Annotated in this window: 16 protein-coding genes; 15 read left to right on the forward strand and 1 reads right to left on the reverse strand. The window is 66.3% G+C overall.

Annotation, left to right across the window (positions count from 1 at the left end):
• Nucleotides 1–39: 39 nt before the first annotated feature.
• The 6 genes from DWG20_RS09835 to zapE all read left to right on the forward strand — a co-directional run bounded on the left by DWG20_RS09835 (nt 40) and on the right by zapE (nt 5,572).
• The gene (locus DWG20_RS09835) at nt 40–2,100 is read left to right on the forward strand and encodes a TonB-dependent receptor (RefSeq protein ID WP_181880889.1); all 2,061 of its coding nucleotides are present in this window, start codon (nt 40–42) and stop codon (nt 2,098–2,100) included.
• A 140-nt stretch (nt 2,101–2,240) separates the two neighbouring features.
• A complete protein-coding gene (locus DWG20_RS16585) occupies nt 2,241–2,495 on the forward strand; it encodes a cation efflux transmembrane domain-containing protein (protein ID WP_281269908.1) in 255 nt (84 codons plus the stop codon).
• Complete coding sequence (locus DWG20_RS16590) at nt 2,461–2,742, forward strand: cation efflux transmembrane domain-containing protein (protein ID WP_281269909.1); 282 nt, start codon at nt 2,461–2,463, stop codon at nt 2,740–2,742. The genes DWG20_RS16585 and DWG20_RS16590 overlap by 35 nt, the downstream gene beginning before the upstream one ends.
• Nucleotides 2,672–3,217 carry a cation efflux transmembrane domain-containing protein gene (locus DWG20_RS09840; RefSeq protein ID WP_281269910.1) on the forward strand — a complete coding sequence of 182 codons (546 nt, stop codon included), beginning with the start codon at nt 2,672–2,674 and terminating at the stop codon, nt 3,215–3,217. The genes DWG20_RS16590 and DWG20_RS09840 overlap by 71 nt, the downstream gene beginning before the upstream one ends.
• Before the next feature lie 138 nt (nt 3,218–3,355).
• Nucleotides 3,356–4,252, forward strand: a complete 897-nt coding sequence (cysM, locus tag DWG20_RS09845) for a cysteine synthase CysM (RefSeq protein ID WP_115433656.1) — start codon at nt 3,356–3,358, stop codon at nt 4,250–4,252.
• 195 nt (nt 4,253–4,447) lie between these two features.
• Nucleotides 4,448–5,572: a cell division protein ZapE gene (zapE, locus tag DWG20_RS09850; protein WP_245944695.1), complete on the forward strand. Its 1,125-nt coding sequence runs from the start codon at nt 4,448–4,450 to the stop codon at nt 5,570–5,572.
• Nucleotides 5,573–5,649: 77 nt separating this feature from the next.
• Here zapE and DWG20_RS09855 read toward each other — a convergent pair whose 3' ends face one another.
• The gene (locus DWG20_RS09855; RefSeq protein ID WP_115433657.1) at nt 5,650–6,435 is read right to left on the reverse strand and encodes an SPOR domain-containing protein; all 786 of its coding nucleotides are present in this window, start codon (nt 6,433–6,435) and stop codon (nt 5,650–5,652) included.
• Nucleotides 6,436–6,568: 133 nt separating this feature from the next.
• Here DWG20_RS09855 and ndk point away from each other — a divergent pair, with 133 nt between their 5' ends.
• The 9 genes from ndk (at nt 6,569) to der (ending at nt 15,603) form a co-directional block, all read left to right on the forward strand.
• The gene (gene ndk / locus DWG20_RS09860) at nt 6,569–6,994 is read left to right on the forward strand and encodes a nucleoside-diphosphate kinase (protein ID WP_115433658.1); all 426 of its coding nucleotides are present in this window, start codon (nt 6,569–6,571) and stop codon (nt 6,992–6,994) included.
• Between the two features lie 65 nt (nt 6,995–7,059).
• A complete protein-coding gene (rlmN, locus tag DWG20_RS09865) occupies nt 7,060–8,157 on the forward strand; it encodes a dual-specificity RNA methyltransferase RlmN (RefSeq protein ID WP_115433659.1) in 1,098 nt (365 codons plus the stop codon).
• The gene (gene pilW / locus DWG20_RS09870; protein ID WP_245944696.1) at nt 8,121–8,888 is read left to right on the forward strand and encodes a type IV pilus biogenesis/stability protein PilW; all 768 of its coding nucleotides are present in this window, start codon (nt 8,121–8,123) and stop codon (nt 8,886–8,888) included. The genes rlmN and pilW overlap by 37 nt, the downstream gene beginning before the upstream one ends.
• A gap of 4 nt (nt 8,889–8,892) precedes the next feature.
• Entirely contained in the window at nt 8,893–9,750 is an 858-nt protein-coding gene (locus DWG20_RS09875; protein WP_115433660.1) for a helix-turn-helix domain-containing protein, read from the forward strand.
• An 8-nt stretch (nt 9,751–9,758) separates the two neighbouring features.
• Nucleotides 9,759–11,036, forward strand: coding sequence for a flavodoxin-dependent (E)-4-hydroxy-3-methylbut-2-enyl-diphosphate synthase (ispG, locus tag DWG20_RS09880; protein ID WP_115433661.1), 1,278 nt, complete (start codon nt 9,759–9,761; stop codon nt 11,034–11,036).
• A 48-nt stretch (nt 11,037–11,084) separates the two neighbouring features.
• Entirely contained in the window at nt 11,085–12,356 is a 1,272-nt protein-coding gene (gene hisS, locus DWG20_RS09885) for a histidine--tRNA ligase (RefSeq protein WP_115433662.1), read from the forward strand.
• Nucleotides 12,357–12,369: 13 nt separating this feature from the next.
• Nucleotides 12,370–12,999: a YfgM family protein gene (locus DWG20_RS09890; RefSeq protein WP_115433663.1), complete on the forward strand. Its 630-nt coding sequence runs from the start codon at nt 12,370–12,372 to the stop codon at nt 12,997–12,999.
• 2 nt (nt 13,000–13,001) lie between these two features.
• Nucleotides 13,002–14,156, forward strand: coding sequence for an outer membrane protein assembly factor BamB (bamB, locus tag DWG20_RS09895; protein ID WP_245944697.1), 1,155 nt, complete (start codon nt 13,002–13,004; stop codon nt 14,154–14,156).
• Nucleotides 14,157–14,166: 10 nt separating this feature from the next.
• Nucleotides 14,167–15,603: a ribosome biogenesis GTPase Der gene (der, locus tag DWG20_RS09900; protein ID WP_115433664.1), complete on the forward strand. Its 1,437-nt coding sequence runs from the start codon at nt 14,167–14,169 to the stop codon at nt 15,601–15,603.
• Nucleotides 15,604–15,623: the final 20 nt, after the last annotated feature.

Genomic DNA, 15,623 nt, shown 5'->3' on the forward strand with positions numbered 1-15,623 from the left:
ATGAGAACCCGTTTGAAACCGATGGTAGAAGCCGTTTGCGTGGGCCTTGCCCTGATGCCGCTTTATGTCCACGCCGAAGAGGCCGAGCTGCCGGAAATCCAGGTCGTCGGCCAGGCCGCCGGCAGCTACAAGGCGCCGGTCAGCCGCGCCGCGACGCGCATCCCGATGGAGTTGAAGGACGTGCCGCAGACGGTGAACGTCGTCAACCAGGCCTTGATCCGCGACCAGAACGCGACCTCGTTCCAGGACGCGCTCGCCAACGTGGTCGGCATCGGCCAGAGCGTCGGCGACGGCCAGCGCGACCAGATCACCATCCGCGGCTTTTCCGCGATCACCGACCAGTTCGTCGACGGCGTGCGCGACGACTCGCTGTACTTCCGCGACCTGTCCAACGTAGAACACATCGAGGTGCTGAAGGGCCCGGCGTCGGTGCTGTACGGGCGCGGCTCGGCCGGCGGCCTGATTAACCGCGTGACCAAGAAGCCGACGCTGGACCCGGTGCAGACGCTGGGTTTCCAGTTTGATGAGTTCGGCCAGAAGCGCGCCGAGATCGACCTCGGCGTAGCGGGCGAGAGTGCGCAGTTCCGCGTCACCGGTGCCTACGAGGACAGCGAGGGCTTCCGCAAGCAGAGCTTCATCGACCGCGAGGCGGTCGCGCCGTCGTTGATGCTCAACCTGTCCGAGCGCACGAAACTCTTGCTGCAGGCCGACTACCTGCACGACCGGCGTCTGGCCGACCAGGGCGTGCCGCGCTACCTTGGCGCCCCGGTCGACGTGCCCATCGAGACCTACTACGGCTCGGCCAACGGCAAGGACGAGACCTATGTCGACACCGACGTGAAGAGCCAGACCGCCACGCTCGAGCACGAGTTCTCGGCCGACACCCGCTTCAAGCAGCTCGTGCGCCACTACGAGTTCGACCTCGCGCGCAACTACACCACCAACGTGGTGAACGAGCCCGCCAAGAAAGTCACCGTCCGCCATACCCGCCGCCTGCGCGACGAGAGCGGCTGGTTCAGCCAGACCGAACTGACCCACGGCTTCAACGCGCTGGGGGCGCGCCACGAGCTCTTGGCCGGCCTCGAAGTCGGCAAGCAAGACAAGGCCGAGATCCAGTGGCGTCGCGCGGCGTCGAGCCTGACGACCTACGACCTGTTCAACCCGCGGCTCGTCTCGCTCGGCGCGCCGCCGTCCGGCGCCAATCCGGACATCAACAACGCCAACAAAGTCGACATCGCCGCCCTCTACCTGCAGGACCTGATCTCCGCCGGCCGCTGGAAATTCCTGGCCGGCCTGCGCTTCGACCGTATCCGCCAGAAGCGCGACGACCTGACCTCGGCCAACGTCGACCTCGATCGAACCGACAACGTGTGGAGCCCGCGCGCCGGGGTGGTCTACGAAGTCACGCCGTCGACGTCGCTGTACGCTTCGGCAAGCCGCTCGTTCCAGCCGCTCGCCGACAGCTTCACGTTCAAGCGCAACAGCGACGACCTGAAGCCCGAGCAGACCGACGGTTTCGAGGTCGGCGCCAAGTCGGACCTCCTCGACGGCAAGGCGAGCGCGACGCTGGCGCTGTTCCAGATCGAGAAAAAGAACATGCTGTCGGGTGACCCGACCGACCCCACGAACCGCTTCGTCCCGATCGGCAGACAGCAGAGCCGCGGCGTCGAGCTGTCGCTCGCCGGCCAGGTGCTGCCGGGCCTCGAGGCGAGCGCCGGCTACGCCTACCTCGACGCGGTGATCAAGGAAGCCCGCGACAGCGACGGCAAGAGCCTCGACGGCAAGCGCCCGTCGCTCGCGCCGCGCCACACCGCCAACGTCTGGCTCAAGCAGTCGCTCGGCAACGACTTCTACGGCACCGCCGGCGTGCGCTACGTCGACGAGCGCTTCGCCAGCAGCACCAGCAACATAGTGCGTCTGCCGGCCTACACCGTCGGCGATATCGGCCTGATCTACCAGGGCAAGCGTTTCGAGGCCAACCTGATGCTGAAGAACGTCGCCGACGTGAAGTACTACGTGTCGGCGCACGGCGCAGCCGACGACTACAACATGCCGGGCGCACCGCGCACGCTGAGCCTGTCGACGCGCTTCCACTTCTGAGCTCGGCCAACGTTAAAGCCACAGCCCCGCGTCTGCGGGGCTTTTTTTGCATGCGGCGTTGAAGTCAGCGAACCGCGACCCGGGAGAAATCCTGCCGGCCGAACGGGCTGACCGTATAGCGTCACCCCGTTCCAGGCTATTTGCGGCGCTCACCCGGCGGCCATCGAAATCATCACCGCAACTTTCCACTCTGGCCGATCAATGACTACTGGCATGTTTTCGACGAGGGCAACCCATTGGCGGAGAAGAATACCAAACGCGCCGTCCTTTTGACCTCCATCATGATGATGGTGGAAATCGCCGGTGGCTGGTCCTTCAACTCGATGGCACTGCTCGCCGACGGCTGGCACATGAGTTCGCATGCCCTGGCACTGGGCTTGTCCGTACTGGCCTAGGTGGCAGCCCGACGGCTCGCGAGCGACCACCGGTTTTCATTCGGGACATGGAAGATCGAAATCCTGGGGGGTCACCAGCGCCATCTTCCTGGTGCTGATCGCTGGCCTGATGCTGTACGAATCGGTCGATCGCATTATCCATCCAAGCCCGATCCACTACGACCAAGCGATCGTGATTGCCTTCGTGGGGCTGCTGGTCAACGTCGCCTGCGCCTGGCTGCTGGGATGGCCACGGCCACTCCCATGAGCATCGCCACGGGCATGAGCGCCGTCATCACCACGACCTGAACCTCCGTTCGGCTTACATCCATGTCGTTGCCGATGCCGCTACGTCGGTGCTGGCGATTGTCGCGCTTCTGGGGGGCAAGTACTGGAGTGCCAGCTGGCTAGATCCTGTCATGGGGATGGCAGGTGCCGGGGTGGTAGCGGTCTGGGCTTACGGCTTACTGCGTCAATGCGGACGAGTCCTGCTTGATGCAGAGATGGACAACCCCGTCGTCGAGGAAGTCCGAGAAGTGATCGCCGAGAGTGCGGTGAAGGCGCATATTTGTGACCTGCATGTGTGGCGGGTCGGGAAAGGCAAGTTTGCCTGCATCCTGAGCCTTGCCACCGAGCAAGACGCCTCACCTGCTTACTTCAAAGATCAGCTCGGTATCCATGGGGAACTGGTGCACATCACCGTGGAAGTGAACCGGCTTCAAGCCCGGTCAGCGAATGGCTAAAAACGCTCTGACGAGCGCTGCTTGAAGCAAGGCAGCGGGCGCCGGCTCAAACGCCGATTCTGGAATAAACATAGAACCGGTCCTCGGCAAGCGACGCGCGCGCTTGCCTTATAATGGCCGGCTCACTCGGAGGAAAGCATGACCCTGCCCGCGTTCAAGCATCTGGAAGATTTCGTCGGCCGCACCCCGCTCGTCAGGCTCAAGCGCCTGCCCGGCAACAGCAGCAACGTCGTGCTGGTGAAGCTCGAAGGCAACAACCCGGCCGGCTCGGTGAAGGACCGTCCGGCGCTGTCGATGATCCGCCACGCCGAGGCGCGCGGACAGATCCGTCCCGGCGACACGCTGATCGAGCCGACCAGCGGCAACACCGGCATCGCGCTGGCGATGGCGGCGGCGATGATGGGCTACAAGTTGATCCTGGTGATGCCGGAGAACTCCAGCGCCGAGCGCGTCCAGAGCATGCGCGCCTACGGCGCCGAGGTGGTGCTGACGCCGGCCTCCGCGTCTATGCCCGGTTCGATCGACGAGGCACGCCGGCTCGAGGCCGACGGCGTCGGCGTCATCCTCGACCAGTTCGCCAACCCGGACAACCCGCTCGCGCACTACGAGGCGACCGGCCCCGAGATCTGGGACGAAACCGCCGGCAAGGTGACCCACTTCGTGTCGAGCATGGGCACCACCGGCACCATCATGGGCGTGAGCCGCTACCTGAAGGAGCAGAACCCGGCGATCCAGATCGTCGGCGTGCAGCCCGAAACGGGCGCGCAGATCCCCGGCATCCGCAAGTGGGAAGACGAATACCTGCCGAAGATCTGCGACTTCTCGCGCATCGACCGCATGATCTACGTCAGCCAGATCGAGGCCGAGGAGATGGCGCGGCTGATGGCGCGCGAGGAGGGCATCCTCGCTGGCCCGTCGTCGGGCGGCGCGCTTGCCGCGGCGCTGAAGCTGTCGCGCGAGGTCGAGAACGCGGTGATCGTGTCCATCGTCTGCGACCGCGGCGACCGCTACCTGTCGACCGGCCTGTTCGCCTGATTCACCCTTTATAAAAGCTCGGCCAACCCTTTCCGAGGTTGGCCGAGCTTTTTCGTTCTCGACGCCCGGCCGCCGGCGATTGTTGCAGTGCAGCGGTTCCGGTCATGACGGCGCTCGGGCTACAATCGCCGGCATTCCCGTTCCGTAAGGCGCGCCATGGTCCAGTATGCATTCTCCCCGCCCGTCAGCGACGGCATGATTTCCCCGAAGGCTTGGTACGAGTCGGTCAGGGGCCGCGAAGGCTTCATCGAGGACGCGGCTCAGGCGGCGGCGATCGACGCGCTCGACGTGCTGTGGCACGCGCTGGTCGAATTCAAGAAGAAGCGCAACCGCTTCCTCGGCCGCAGCCTGCTGTCGCCCGAAGTGCCGCGCGGTCTCTACTTCTGGGGCGGCGTCGGGCGCGGCAAGAGCTTCCTGATGGACGCCTTCTTCGCCTGCGTGCCCTACCGCCGCAAGCGCCGCGTGCATTTTCACGTGTTCATGGCCGAGGTGCACAAGCAGCTGAAGGCGCTGGCAGGCGAGGCTGACCCGCTCAAGGCGCTCGCCGCGCGCATCGCGAAGACGACGCGGCTCTTGTGCTTCGACGAATTCCACGTCAGCGACATCGCCGACGCGATGATCCTCGCGCGTCTGCTCGAAGCGCTGTTCCAGCAGGGCGTCGTGTTCGTGATGACTTCAAACTACCCGCCCGACCAGCTCTATCCGAACGGCCTGCATCGCGACAGCTTTTTGCCGGCGATCGCGATGCTCGAGCGCGAGCTTGCGGTACACAACGTCGACGGCGGCAACGACTACCGGCTGCGCGAACTGTCGAAAGAGCCCTTGTTCCTGACGCCGGCCGACGACACGGCCGAGGCGAGCCTGGCCGACCTGTTCGAGCGCCTCGCCTCCGGCAGCGAGAGGACGGTGAGGACGATCGAAATACTCGGCCGCGCGATCCCCGTGAAAAGGATCGCGCCGGGCGTCGCCTGGTTCGACTTCGACGCGATCTGCGGCGGCCCGCGCGCGCAGACCGACTATATCGAGATCGCCAAGAGCTTCCACACGGTGCTGGTGTCGGGCATCCCGAAACTGTCGGCGCGCCATGCGGCCGAAGCGCGCCGCTTCTCCTGGCTGGTCGACGTGTTCTACGACCATCGTGTGAAATTCGCCGCCACGAGCGCGGCCGAGCCCGATGCGATCTACACCGAGGGCGTACAGGCGAGCGAATTCTTCCGCACCGCGAGCCGGCTGACCGAGATGCAGTCGACGAGTTACCTGGCGTTGCCGCACCTGGTCGATCCCTTCTTGCTGACACCGGCCGGGCAGGTCGCCGAGTAGTAAAGACGCGCTGCCGTGGCCGGCCAAAACAAAAAACCCCGTGTCGTGGACACGGGGTTTTGTCGTTCCGGGGGCGACTACCGGCCGGCGGGAACCAGCAGCGGTTGCGCGCCGATCTCTTTGAGCGCGGCGATCGCCTCCTCGGCTTCGGCGCGGGTGCGGAAGGGGCCGACGAAGACGCGCGTCTCAGTCTTGGCCTCGACGCCCTTCGCCTTGAGTTCCGTCAGCAGGCGCTGCGCATTCTCTAGGCTGCTGAACAAGCCGAGCTGCACGTTGTAGCCGACCGAGCTGCCGGCCTGGCGTGCCGCCGGCGCCGGCGGCCCGCCCACGGTCTGGGCGGGCGTAGCGGCGGCCGGAGGAGGGGGCTCGGGGCGGAAGGCCTTGGCGGGGGCCGGTTTGACCGGCGGCGCAGGCGTGGGGGCTTGGGCAGGCGGTGCCGCCGTGGGGGCCGGCGCTGGCGTCGGTGCGATCGCACGCGGGCCGGCGCCGCCGCTTGGCGCCGGCGAAGTCGGGCGCTTGCTTTCGCCACCGCGCGCCGCGGCGACGCCCGGCGTGATCTCGGTCGCCGGCGACGGCGGCAAGCCCGGTTCGGCGGCCGGCGTGCTCGCCTCGGCCTGTGGCGCCGACGTCTCGGGGGCGAGGGCCTCGGGCGCCGACGCGCTTTTCTGCACGATGCGCCCGGAACTCGGCTCCTGCGTCTGCGCCGTCATCTTCACCCGGCTCGGCGAAAACTGGCTGACCAGCACGACGCCGGCGACGGCGGCCACCACCAGGCCGCCGGCCAGCATCACCCGCCGGGTGACCTTGCGTTTGTGGGCGTCGTCGTTGTCGGGCGTATCGGGGTCGCGGTGCGGGTCGCTCATCGGCTCGCTCAAACTTTGCAGCGTGGAAGAAAAAAGACTGATAAAATAGCGGGTTCCTCGAATTCGGGTCACCCGTACCCTAGCTAAACTCGAACCAGTTTAGCCATTTGTCTTGGTCATTGGGAGAATTTTTATGGCAATCGAACGTACCCTGTCCATCATCAAACCGGACGCCGTCGCCAAGAACGTGATCGGCAAGATCTACGACCGTTTCGAATCCAACGGTCTGAAAATCGTCGCCGCCAAAATGAAGCAACTGTCGCGCGCCGAAGCCGAAGGCTTCTACGCCGTGCACAAGGAGCGCCCGTTCTTCAACGATCTGGTCGGCTTCATGATCTCCGGTCCGGTGATCATCCAGGCGCTGGAAGGCGAAAACGCCGTCCTGAAAAACCGCGACCTGATGGGTGCGACCGATCCGAAGAAAGCCGAAGCCGGCACCATCCGCGCCGACTTCGCCGACTCGATCGACGCCAACGCCGTGCACGGTTCGGACAGCCTCGAGAACGCCGCGATCGAAATCGCCTACTTCTTCGACGCCAACGAAATCTGCGCTCGCTAAGTCGTAATCGGTAAGCTCTGCTGTACCGGGCGGGGCGCCTTGCCCCGCCCGTCTGGAAGACCATCATGAAGACCAACCTGCTCGACTTCAACCTTGCGCAACTGACCGAACACTTCGCCGCGATGGGGGAGAAGCCCTTCCGCGCCAAGCAGATCATGCGCTGGATGCATCAGATGGGCGAATCCGACTTCGACGCCATGACCGATATCGCGAAAAGCTTGCGCGCCAAGCTCGCCGAGTCGGCCGAGGTGCTGGTGCCGGCGCTGATGACCGGGCAGGCCAGCAGTGATGGCACTCGCAAGTGGCTGCTCGACGTCGGCACCGGCAACGGTGTCGAGACCGTGTTCATCCCCGAGAACGAACGCGGCACCTTGTGCGTGTCATCCCAGGTCGGCTGTGCGCTGGAATGCACCTTCTGTTCCACCGGCCGCCAGGGTTTCAACCGCAACCTGACGACCGCCGAGATCATCGGTCAGCTGTGGTGGGCGAACAAGGCGATGGGCGTGACGCCGAAGAACGAACGCGTGATTTCCAACGTGGTGATGATGGGCATGGGCGAACCGCTCGCCAACTTCGACAACGTCGTCAGCGCGCTCAACATCATGCTCGACGACCACGCCTACGGTCTGAGTCGCCGCCGCGTGACGCTGTCGACCTCGGGCCTCGTGCCGCAGATGGACCGGCTGCGCGAGGAATGCCCGGTCGCGCTGGCGGTGTCGCTGCACGCGCCGAACGACGCGATCCGCGACGTGATCGTGCCGATCAACAAGAAATACCCGTTGAAAGAGCTGATGGCCGCGTGCCAGCGCTACCTGGAAAAGGCGCCGCGCGATTTCATCACCTTCGAGTATGTGATGCTTGACGGCGTCAACGACAGACCGGAACATGCACGCCAGCTGATTGAGCTCGTCAAGGATGTGCCGTGCAAGTTCAACCTGATTCCGTTCAACCCCTTCCCGAACTCGGGGTATCAGCGCTCGAGCAACAACGCGATCCACGCCTTCCGCGAGAAATTGCAGCAGGCGGGCTTCGTCGTGACGGTTCGCAAGACGCGCGGGGACGACATCGACGCGGCCTGTGGCCAGCTGGCCGGCCAGGTGATGGACAAGACGCGTCGCAGCGCCAAGTGGATGCAGATCGCCGAGGCTGGCGACAAGGCCTGACCGCCTTCCTGCTCGGTGCGCTGCTGGCCGCTGCCGCGCCGCTGGCGTCGGCCGAGCCCGCGCCGCCGGCCGAGATCGCCGAGCTGCGCACGCAGTTGGCGGTCGGCTACCTGAAGGAAGGGAACCTGCGCGCCGCGCTGGAGTCCGCCAATGTGGCGGTGCAGACGGCGCCGGGCTATATGTCGGGCCACCTGATCAAGGGCTATATCCACCAGTTGCTTGGGCAGGGCGCCGACGCCGAAGCCAGTATGAAGAAGGCGCTGGCGATCGAGCCGGCGAGTCCCGAGGCGAACAACAACTACGGCTGGTTCCTGTGCGAGAACGGCCGGGCGGGAGCCGCCTTGCCGTACTTCCGCAAGGCGCTGGCCGACCCGCTCTACGACAGCCCGCAGACCGCGCACGCCAACCTCGGCGTCTGTCTTTCGAGGCTCGGCCAACGTGGCGAGGCGAACGACGAGCTGTTGGCCGCGCTGAGCCAGCAGCCGAGCTTCCCGCTGGCGCTGCGCGAGATGACGAGGCTGCAGCTGATGCAGGACAACGCGAAGCTCGCCGGCTTTTATTTCGGCCGCCTGAGTAAGGTGGCCCCGCCGGCGTCGGCCGACGACCTGATGCTCGGGCTGAAGGTGGCGCGCCTGACCGGCAATCGTACGCTCGAGGGACAGATGAGTAGCCAGCTGCGCAGCCGTTTTCCCGATTCCAAGGAAACCCAGCAATTGCTAACCGGAAGCTGAGTGCATGGAGCAACCCGCAGAATTCCCCAACGCCGGCGCGGCCGAATCGGTCGGCGCCCGCCTGAAGGCCGCGCGCGAGTCGCGCGGTCTGTCGCTTGGCGAAGTGGCCGATCGCCTGAAGCTGTCGCTCAAGCAGCTCGAGGCGATCGAGGCCGACCGTTTCGAAGCCTTGCCCGGCGCGACCTTCGTGCGCGGCTTCGTGCGCAACTACGCGCGCTACCTCGAGGTCGACGCCGAACCGCTGATGCACGCGCTGGACGCGCACTTCCCGTCCAACGTCAACGAAGTGCCCAACCTCGCGCGCCACGAGGGCGTCGAGTCGGCAAGGTTGGCCGAGTCGGACGATGCCGATACGCCCGGCAAGAAGGGCTGGCTGTTCGCCGGCGCGGCCGTCGCGGTCGCCGCGGCGCTGGTGCTGTGGTTCGGCCGCAGCGAGCCCGTCGAAGCGCCTGCCCCGGCAGGTGAAGAGCTGGCGCCGATGATGACCGAAGCACCGGTCGCTGCGGCGAGTGCGCCGGCCGCGGCCGCTTCGGCGCCGGCGGCGGCGGCGGTTCAGCCGGCCCCGGTCGTCGCCGCCACTCCTGCAACGCCCGCGAAACCGGTTGCCAGCGCGCCGGCGGCGGCCGAAGGCAGCGTGCGGCTGGTGGCGAGCGGCGAGACCTGGGTCTCGGTGCAGGACGCCACCGGCAAGCGGCTGGTCTACGAAACCTTGCAGGCCGGCACCGAGAAGACGGTGAGCGGCAAGCCGCCGTTGAAGGTGCGCATCGGCAACGCGCCGCAGGTGCAGCTCTACTACCAGGGCCAGCCGGTTCCGCTGGCCGGCAAAACCCGCGGCACCACCGCGAAGCTTGAACTGAATTGATGTCTGATATGGATAGTGCTTCGATTGCGCGCCGACCTTCCCGCACGGTGAAGGTCGGCCACGTGCCGATGGGCTCCGACGTGCCGGTGGTGGTGCAGTCGATGACCAATACCGACACCGCCGACGCGGCGGGCACCGCCGCACAGGTGAAGGAGCTGGCCGACGCCGGCTCCGAGGTGGTGCGCATCACCGTCAACAGCCCGGAGGCGGCGGCGCGGGTGGCGGAAATCCGTCAGCGCCTCGACGACCTCGGCTGCAACGTGCCCTTGGTCGGCGACTTCCATTTCAACGGCGAACGCCTGCTGCGCGACTACCCGTCCGCCGCGCGCGCGCTCGCCAAGTACCGGATCAACCCGGGCAACGTCGGCCGTGGCGCGAAGGGCGACGACAAGTTCGCGTTCATGATCCGCCAGGCGGTCGAGCACGACAAACCGGTGCGCATCGGCGTGAACTGGGGCTCGCTCGATCAGGCGCTCGCCGCGCGCATGATGGACGCCAACGCGCGCTCGGCCAAGCCTCTGGCACCCGACGCGGTGATGCGCGAGGCGCTGATCGTGTCGGCGCTCGAGAACGCCGAGAAGGCAATCGAGCTGGGACTTTCCGCCGACAAGATCATCCTGTCGTGCAAGGTCAGCCACGTGCAGGACCTGATCAAGGTCTACCGCGACCTGGCCGGGCGTTGCGACTTCCCGCTGCATCTGGGGCTGACCGAGGCCGGCATGGGCTCGAAGGGCATCGTCGCGTCGACCGCGGCGCTGTCGGTGCTGCTGCAGGAAGGCATCGGCGACACCATCCGCGTGTCGCTGACGCCGCAGCCGGGCGAGTCGCGCACCAAGGAAGTCGTGGTCGCGCAGGAGATCCTGCAGACGATGGGCCTGCGCAGTTTCACGCCGCTCGTCACCGCCTGTCCCGGTTGCGGCCGCACCACCAGCACCTTCTTCCAGGAACTGGCCGACGGCATCCAGAGCTATCTGAGGGCGCAGATGCCGGTGTGGCGCCTGCAATACCCGGGCGTCGAAGAGATGAATGTCGCGGTGATGGGCTGCGTGGTGAACGGCCCGGGCGAGTCGAAGCTCGCCGACATAGGCATCTCCTTGCCGGGCACCGGCGAGGTGCCGGTCGCGCCGGTCTACGTCGACGGCGAGAAGACGGTCACGCTCAAGGGCGAGCGCATCACCGAGGCGTTCCTGGCGCTGATCGATGACTACGTGCTCACCCGCTACGGCGAAGGCGGCGCCAAGCGCCGCGACAGCACGAACCGCACGATTCCGATCAAGCCGCTGTAGGCTCGGCCAACGTTTACGAATCCAGAAGAACCCGACCAAGAAAGCAACATGGCGCAGAAAATCCAGGCCATCCGCGGCATGAACGACATCCTGCCCGGTGAATCGCAGCAGTGGGAATACCTCGAGTCGGTGGTCAGGCAGCTGCTCGCCGACTACGGCTATCAGAACATCCGCACGCCGATCGTCGAAGACACGCGCCTGTTCGTGCGTTCGATCGGCGAGGCGACCGACATCGTCGAGAAGGAGATGTACACCTTCACCGACGCACTCAACGGCGACAGCCTGACGATGCGCCCGGAAGGCACGGCCGCCTGCCTGCGCGCGGTGATCGAGCACAACCTGCTGTACAACGCGACGCAGCGCCTGTGGTACTCGGGCCCGATGTTCCGGCACGAGCGCCCGCAGAAGGGGCGCTACCGCCAGTTCCACCAGATCGGCATCGAGGCGCTCGGCTTCGCCGGCCCGGATGTCGACGCCGAGCTGATCGTGATGACCGCCGACCTGTGGCGCCGCCTCGGCCTGTCGGAAAGTGTGAAGCTGCAGATCAACACGCTGGGCAACAAGGAAGAGCGCGCGCTGCACCGCGCCGAGCTGATCAAGTATCTCGAGGGCTTCCACGACATCCTCGACGAGGACGGCAAGCGCCGCCTCTACACCAACCCGCTGCGCGTGCTCGACACCAAGAACCCGGCGCTGCAGGAAATGTGCGAAGGCGCGCCGCGCCTGATCGACTTCCTCGGTGAAGAATCGCTTGCGCACTATCGGGACTGGAAGGCGATGCTAGCCGCGGTCGGCATCGCCTACGAAGAGAACCCGCGCCTGGTGCGCGGCCTCGACTACTACAACCTGACCGTGTTCGAGTGGGTGACCACCGAGCTCGGCGCGCAGGGCACGGTGTGCGCCGGCGGGCGCTACGACGGGCTGATTGAGGAGCTGGGCGGCAAGGCCGCGCCGGCGGTCGGCCTCGCGATGGGTGTCGAGCGGCTGATGCTGCTGTTGCAGGACAAGGGCCTCTTGCCCGAGTCGGCCGGCCCGGACGTGTATCTCGTGCAGCAGGGCGAGGGCGCGCCGCGCTACGCGCTGTTGTTGGCCGGCGCCTTGCGCGCGGCCGGCCTGTCCGTCGTGCAGCACTGCGGCGAGGCGAGCTTCAAGTCGCAGATGAAAAAAGCCGACGCCGGCGGCGCCTTGTGCGCGGTGATCGTCGGCGAGAATGAGATCGCGGCCGGCCAAGCCGTCGTCAAGCCGCTGCGCGGCGCCGCCGAACAGGTGACGGTACCGTTTGCCGAAGCGGCCGCCGCGGTCGGTCGTCTCAAAGCCTAAGGGGGAAAAAGACATGGCCTTCGATTTGCAAGAACAGGAACAGCTCGACGCGCTCAAGGCGTTCTGGTCGCGCTGGGGCAAGTGGATCGCCGGCGCCGTCGCCGGCCTCGCGCTCGCCTACGCCGGCTACCAGGGCTGGCAGTACTACGAGAAGCAGCAGTCGAGCGCCGCCGCCGCGGTGTTCTCGCAGGTGGAAGCGTCGCTCGCCAAGGGCGATCTCGCCGCGGTGAAGGGCGTGCAGGCCAAGTTGGCCGAGGCCTACCCGGGCAGCGCCTACGCGAGCCGTGCGGCCTTCCTCGCGGCGCGCGCCGCGTTCGACAAGGGTGACCTGGCCTACGCCAAGCAACAGTTGACCTGGGTGACCCAGCACAGCGACGAGGCAGCGCTGAAGGCGCTCGCGCATCTGCGTCTGGCGGCGGTGCAGCTCGACGAGAAGCGCTTCGACGCGGCGATCGCCGAACTGAACCAGGAGCATCCGACGAGCTTCGACGCGCTGTTCCTCGACCTGAAGGGCGACGTCTACGTCGCCCGTGGCGACGCCAAGTCGGCGCGCGATGCGTACAAGGCGGCGCTGGCCAAGCTCGCCGGCGAATCGCCGAACCGCCAGTTCATCCAGACCAAACTCGACGCCCTCGGAGGCTGACCATGCGTCTTACCCCCCTGCGCCCGACCGCGATCGCCGCGGCACTGATCGCCGCCACCGTGCTCACCGGTTGCGCCAGCTGGTTCGAAGGCAGCTCGGCCAACCCGCCGACGCCGCTTGCCAAGCTCGAAGCCGGCCAGAAGCTGTCGATCGCCTGGTCGGAAAAGGCCGGCGACGTCGAAGGCGGCGGCTTCATGCCCTATTACCAGGGCGGCAATGTGCTGGCCGCGTCGCAGGACGGCGCCTTCCACGAGTGGGAAGCCTCCAGCGGCCAACGCGTGCGCGAATGGAACGTCAAGCGCGGCTTCTCGGGCGGTCTCTCGGCCAACGAGGACACCGTGTTCGTCGGCTCGGCCAACGGTGAACTGCTCGCGCTCGAACGCGTAAGCGGCAAGGAACGCTGGCACGCGCCGCTGACCAGCGTGGCGCCCGAAGCGCCGCTGGTCGCCGGCGACGTCGTGATCGCACGTACCAACGATGGCCGCATCACCGGCTTCGACGTCAAGGACGGCCGCCAGCTGTGGTCGAGCGCGCGCACCTTGCCGCAACTCTTGTTGCGCAACACCGGCTCGATGCAGCTGGTGGGCAACGAGGCGCTGCTGGTCGGCCAGGCGGCGGGGCGCGTCGCCGTGCTGCGCCCGGCGACCGGCGATGTGCTGTGGGAATCGGCGCTCGCCGCTCCGCGCGGCGCGACCGAGATCGAGCGCATCACCGACGTCGTCACCCGTCCGGTGTTCGACAACGGCCAGGTGTGCGCGGTCGCCTACCAGGGCCGCGTCGGCTGCCTCGACGCCCGCAGCGGCAGCTTGCAGTGGGCGCGCGAACTGTCGTCGACGCGCGGTCTGACGCTCGACGAACGCAATCTGTACGTGACCGCCGACGATGGCTCGGTGCAGGCCTACGATCGCAGCACCGGCCGCAACCTCTGGTTGCAGACCGGCCTCAAGTACCGCGACGTGTCGGGCCCGGCGCGCCTCGGTCGCTATATTCTGGTCGCCGACGGGGAGGGCTATTTGCACCTCTTGTCGAGCGACGACGGGCGTCTTGCCGGCCGCATCAAGGGCGACTTCGTCAGCGCGGTCGAACTGATCACGCTGCCGGACGGTGTGTTGCTGCTCAGCCGCAACGGCCGCGTCGCCCGTATCACTTTGGGATGATCTTGCAGTAATGAAAGCTACCGTAGCCCTGGTCGGGCGGCCCAACGTGGGCAAATCGACCCTTTTCAACCGGCTGACCCGCTCGCGCGACGCGCTGGTGGCGGACCTGCCGGGCCTGACCCGCGACCGCCACTACGGCATCGGACGGGTCGGCGAGAAGCCGTACCTGGTGGTCGACACCGGCGGTTTCGAACCGGTGGTCGACGAAGGCATCCTGTTCGAGATGGCCAAGCAGACGCTGCAGGCGGTCGACGAGGCCGACGCGATCGTGTTCCTGGTCGACGGCCGCAACGGCCTGACGCCGCAGGACAAGATCATCGCCAACCGGCTGCGTCAAACCAGTCGCCCGGTGTTCCTCGCGGTCAACAAGGCCGAAGGGATGAACCGCGCGATCGTCGCGGCTGAGTTCTACGAGCTCGGCCTCGGCGATCCGCTGGTGATCTCGGCCGCCCACGGCGACGGCGTGCGCGACCTGATGGACATGGTGCTCGAACCATTCCCCGAGGCGGTTGACGAAGAAAACGTCAAGCACCCGAAGTTCGCCGTGATCGGTCGTCCGAACGTCGGCAAGTCGACGCTGGTGAACGCCGTGCTCGGCGAAGAACGCGTGATCGCGTTCGATGAGGCCGGCACGACGCGCGACAGCATCTATATCGACTTCGAACGCGAGAACAAGCCGTATACCATCATCGACACCGCCGGCGTGCGCCGCCGCGGCAAGGTCAACGAGGCAATCGAGAAGTTCTCGGTGATCAAGACCATCAAGGCGATCGAAGACGCCAACGTGGCAGTGCTGGTGCTCGACGCGCAGCTCGACATTTCCGAGCAGGACGCGACCATCGCCGGCTTCGCGCTCGAGGCGGGCCGCGCGCTGGTGATCGCGGTCAACAAGTGGGATAACCTCGACACCGAGCGCAAGGACAACATCAAACGCGAGATCGCGCGCAAGCTCGGCTTCCTTGAATTTGCGAAGTTCCACTATATCTCTGCGCTGCAGGGCAAGGGCGTGGGCGACCTGTTCAAGTCGATCGACGAGGCGTACTCGGCGGCGATGGCCAAGCTGGCGACACCGAAGCTGACGCGCGTGCTGGAAGTGGCGCTCGAGCGCCAGCAACCGCCGCGTGCCGGCCTCATCCGCCCGAAGATGCGCTACGCGCACCAGGGCGGCATGAACCCGCCCATCATCGTGATCCACGGCAACGCGCTCGGGAATGTCCCCGACAGTTATACGCGCTACCTGGAACATACCTTCCGCAAAGCGTTCAAACTGCAAGGGACGCCGCTGAGGGTGCAATACAAGTCGACCGAGAACCCGTTCGCCGATAAGGCAGCCTCGGCCAACCCCAAGGTCCGTGCCGGCGCGAAAGCGATGCCGCGTCATTCGCTGCGCGGCCGCGAGCCGCGCGAGAAAACACGTTTCGGCAAGGCTAAGACGGGCAAGAAATAGTACGTTGGGTTTTTTTCTGC

The organism is Crenobacter cavernae (genome assembly GCF_003355495.1).
GTDB classification, from domain to species: Bacteria; Pseudomonadota; Gammaproteobacteria; order Burkholderiales; family Chromobacteriaceae; genus Crenobacter; species Crenobacter cavernae.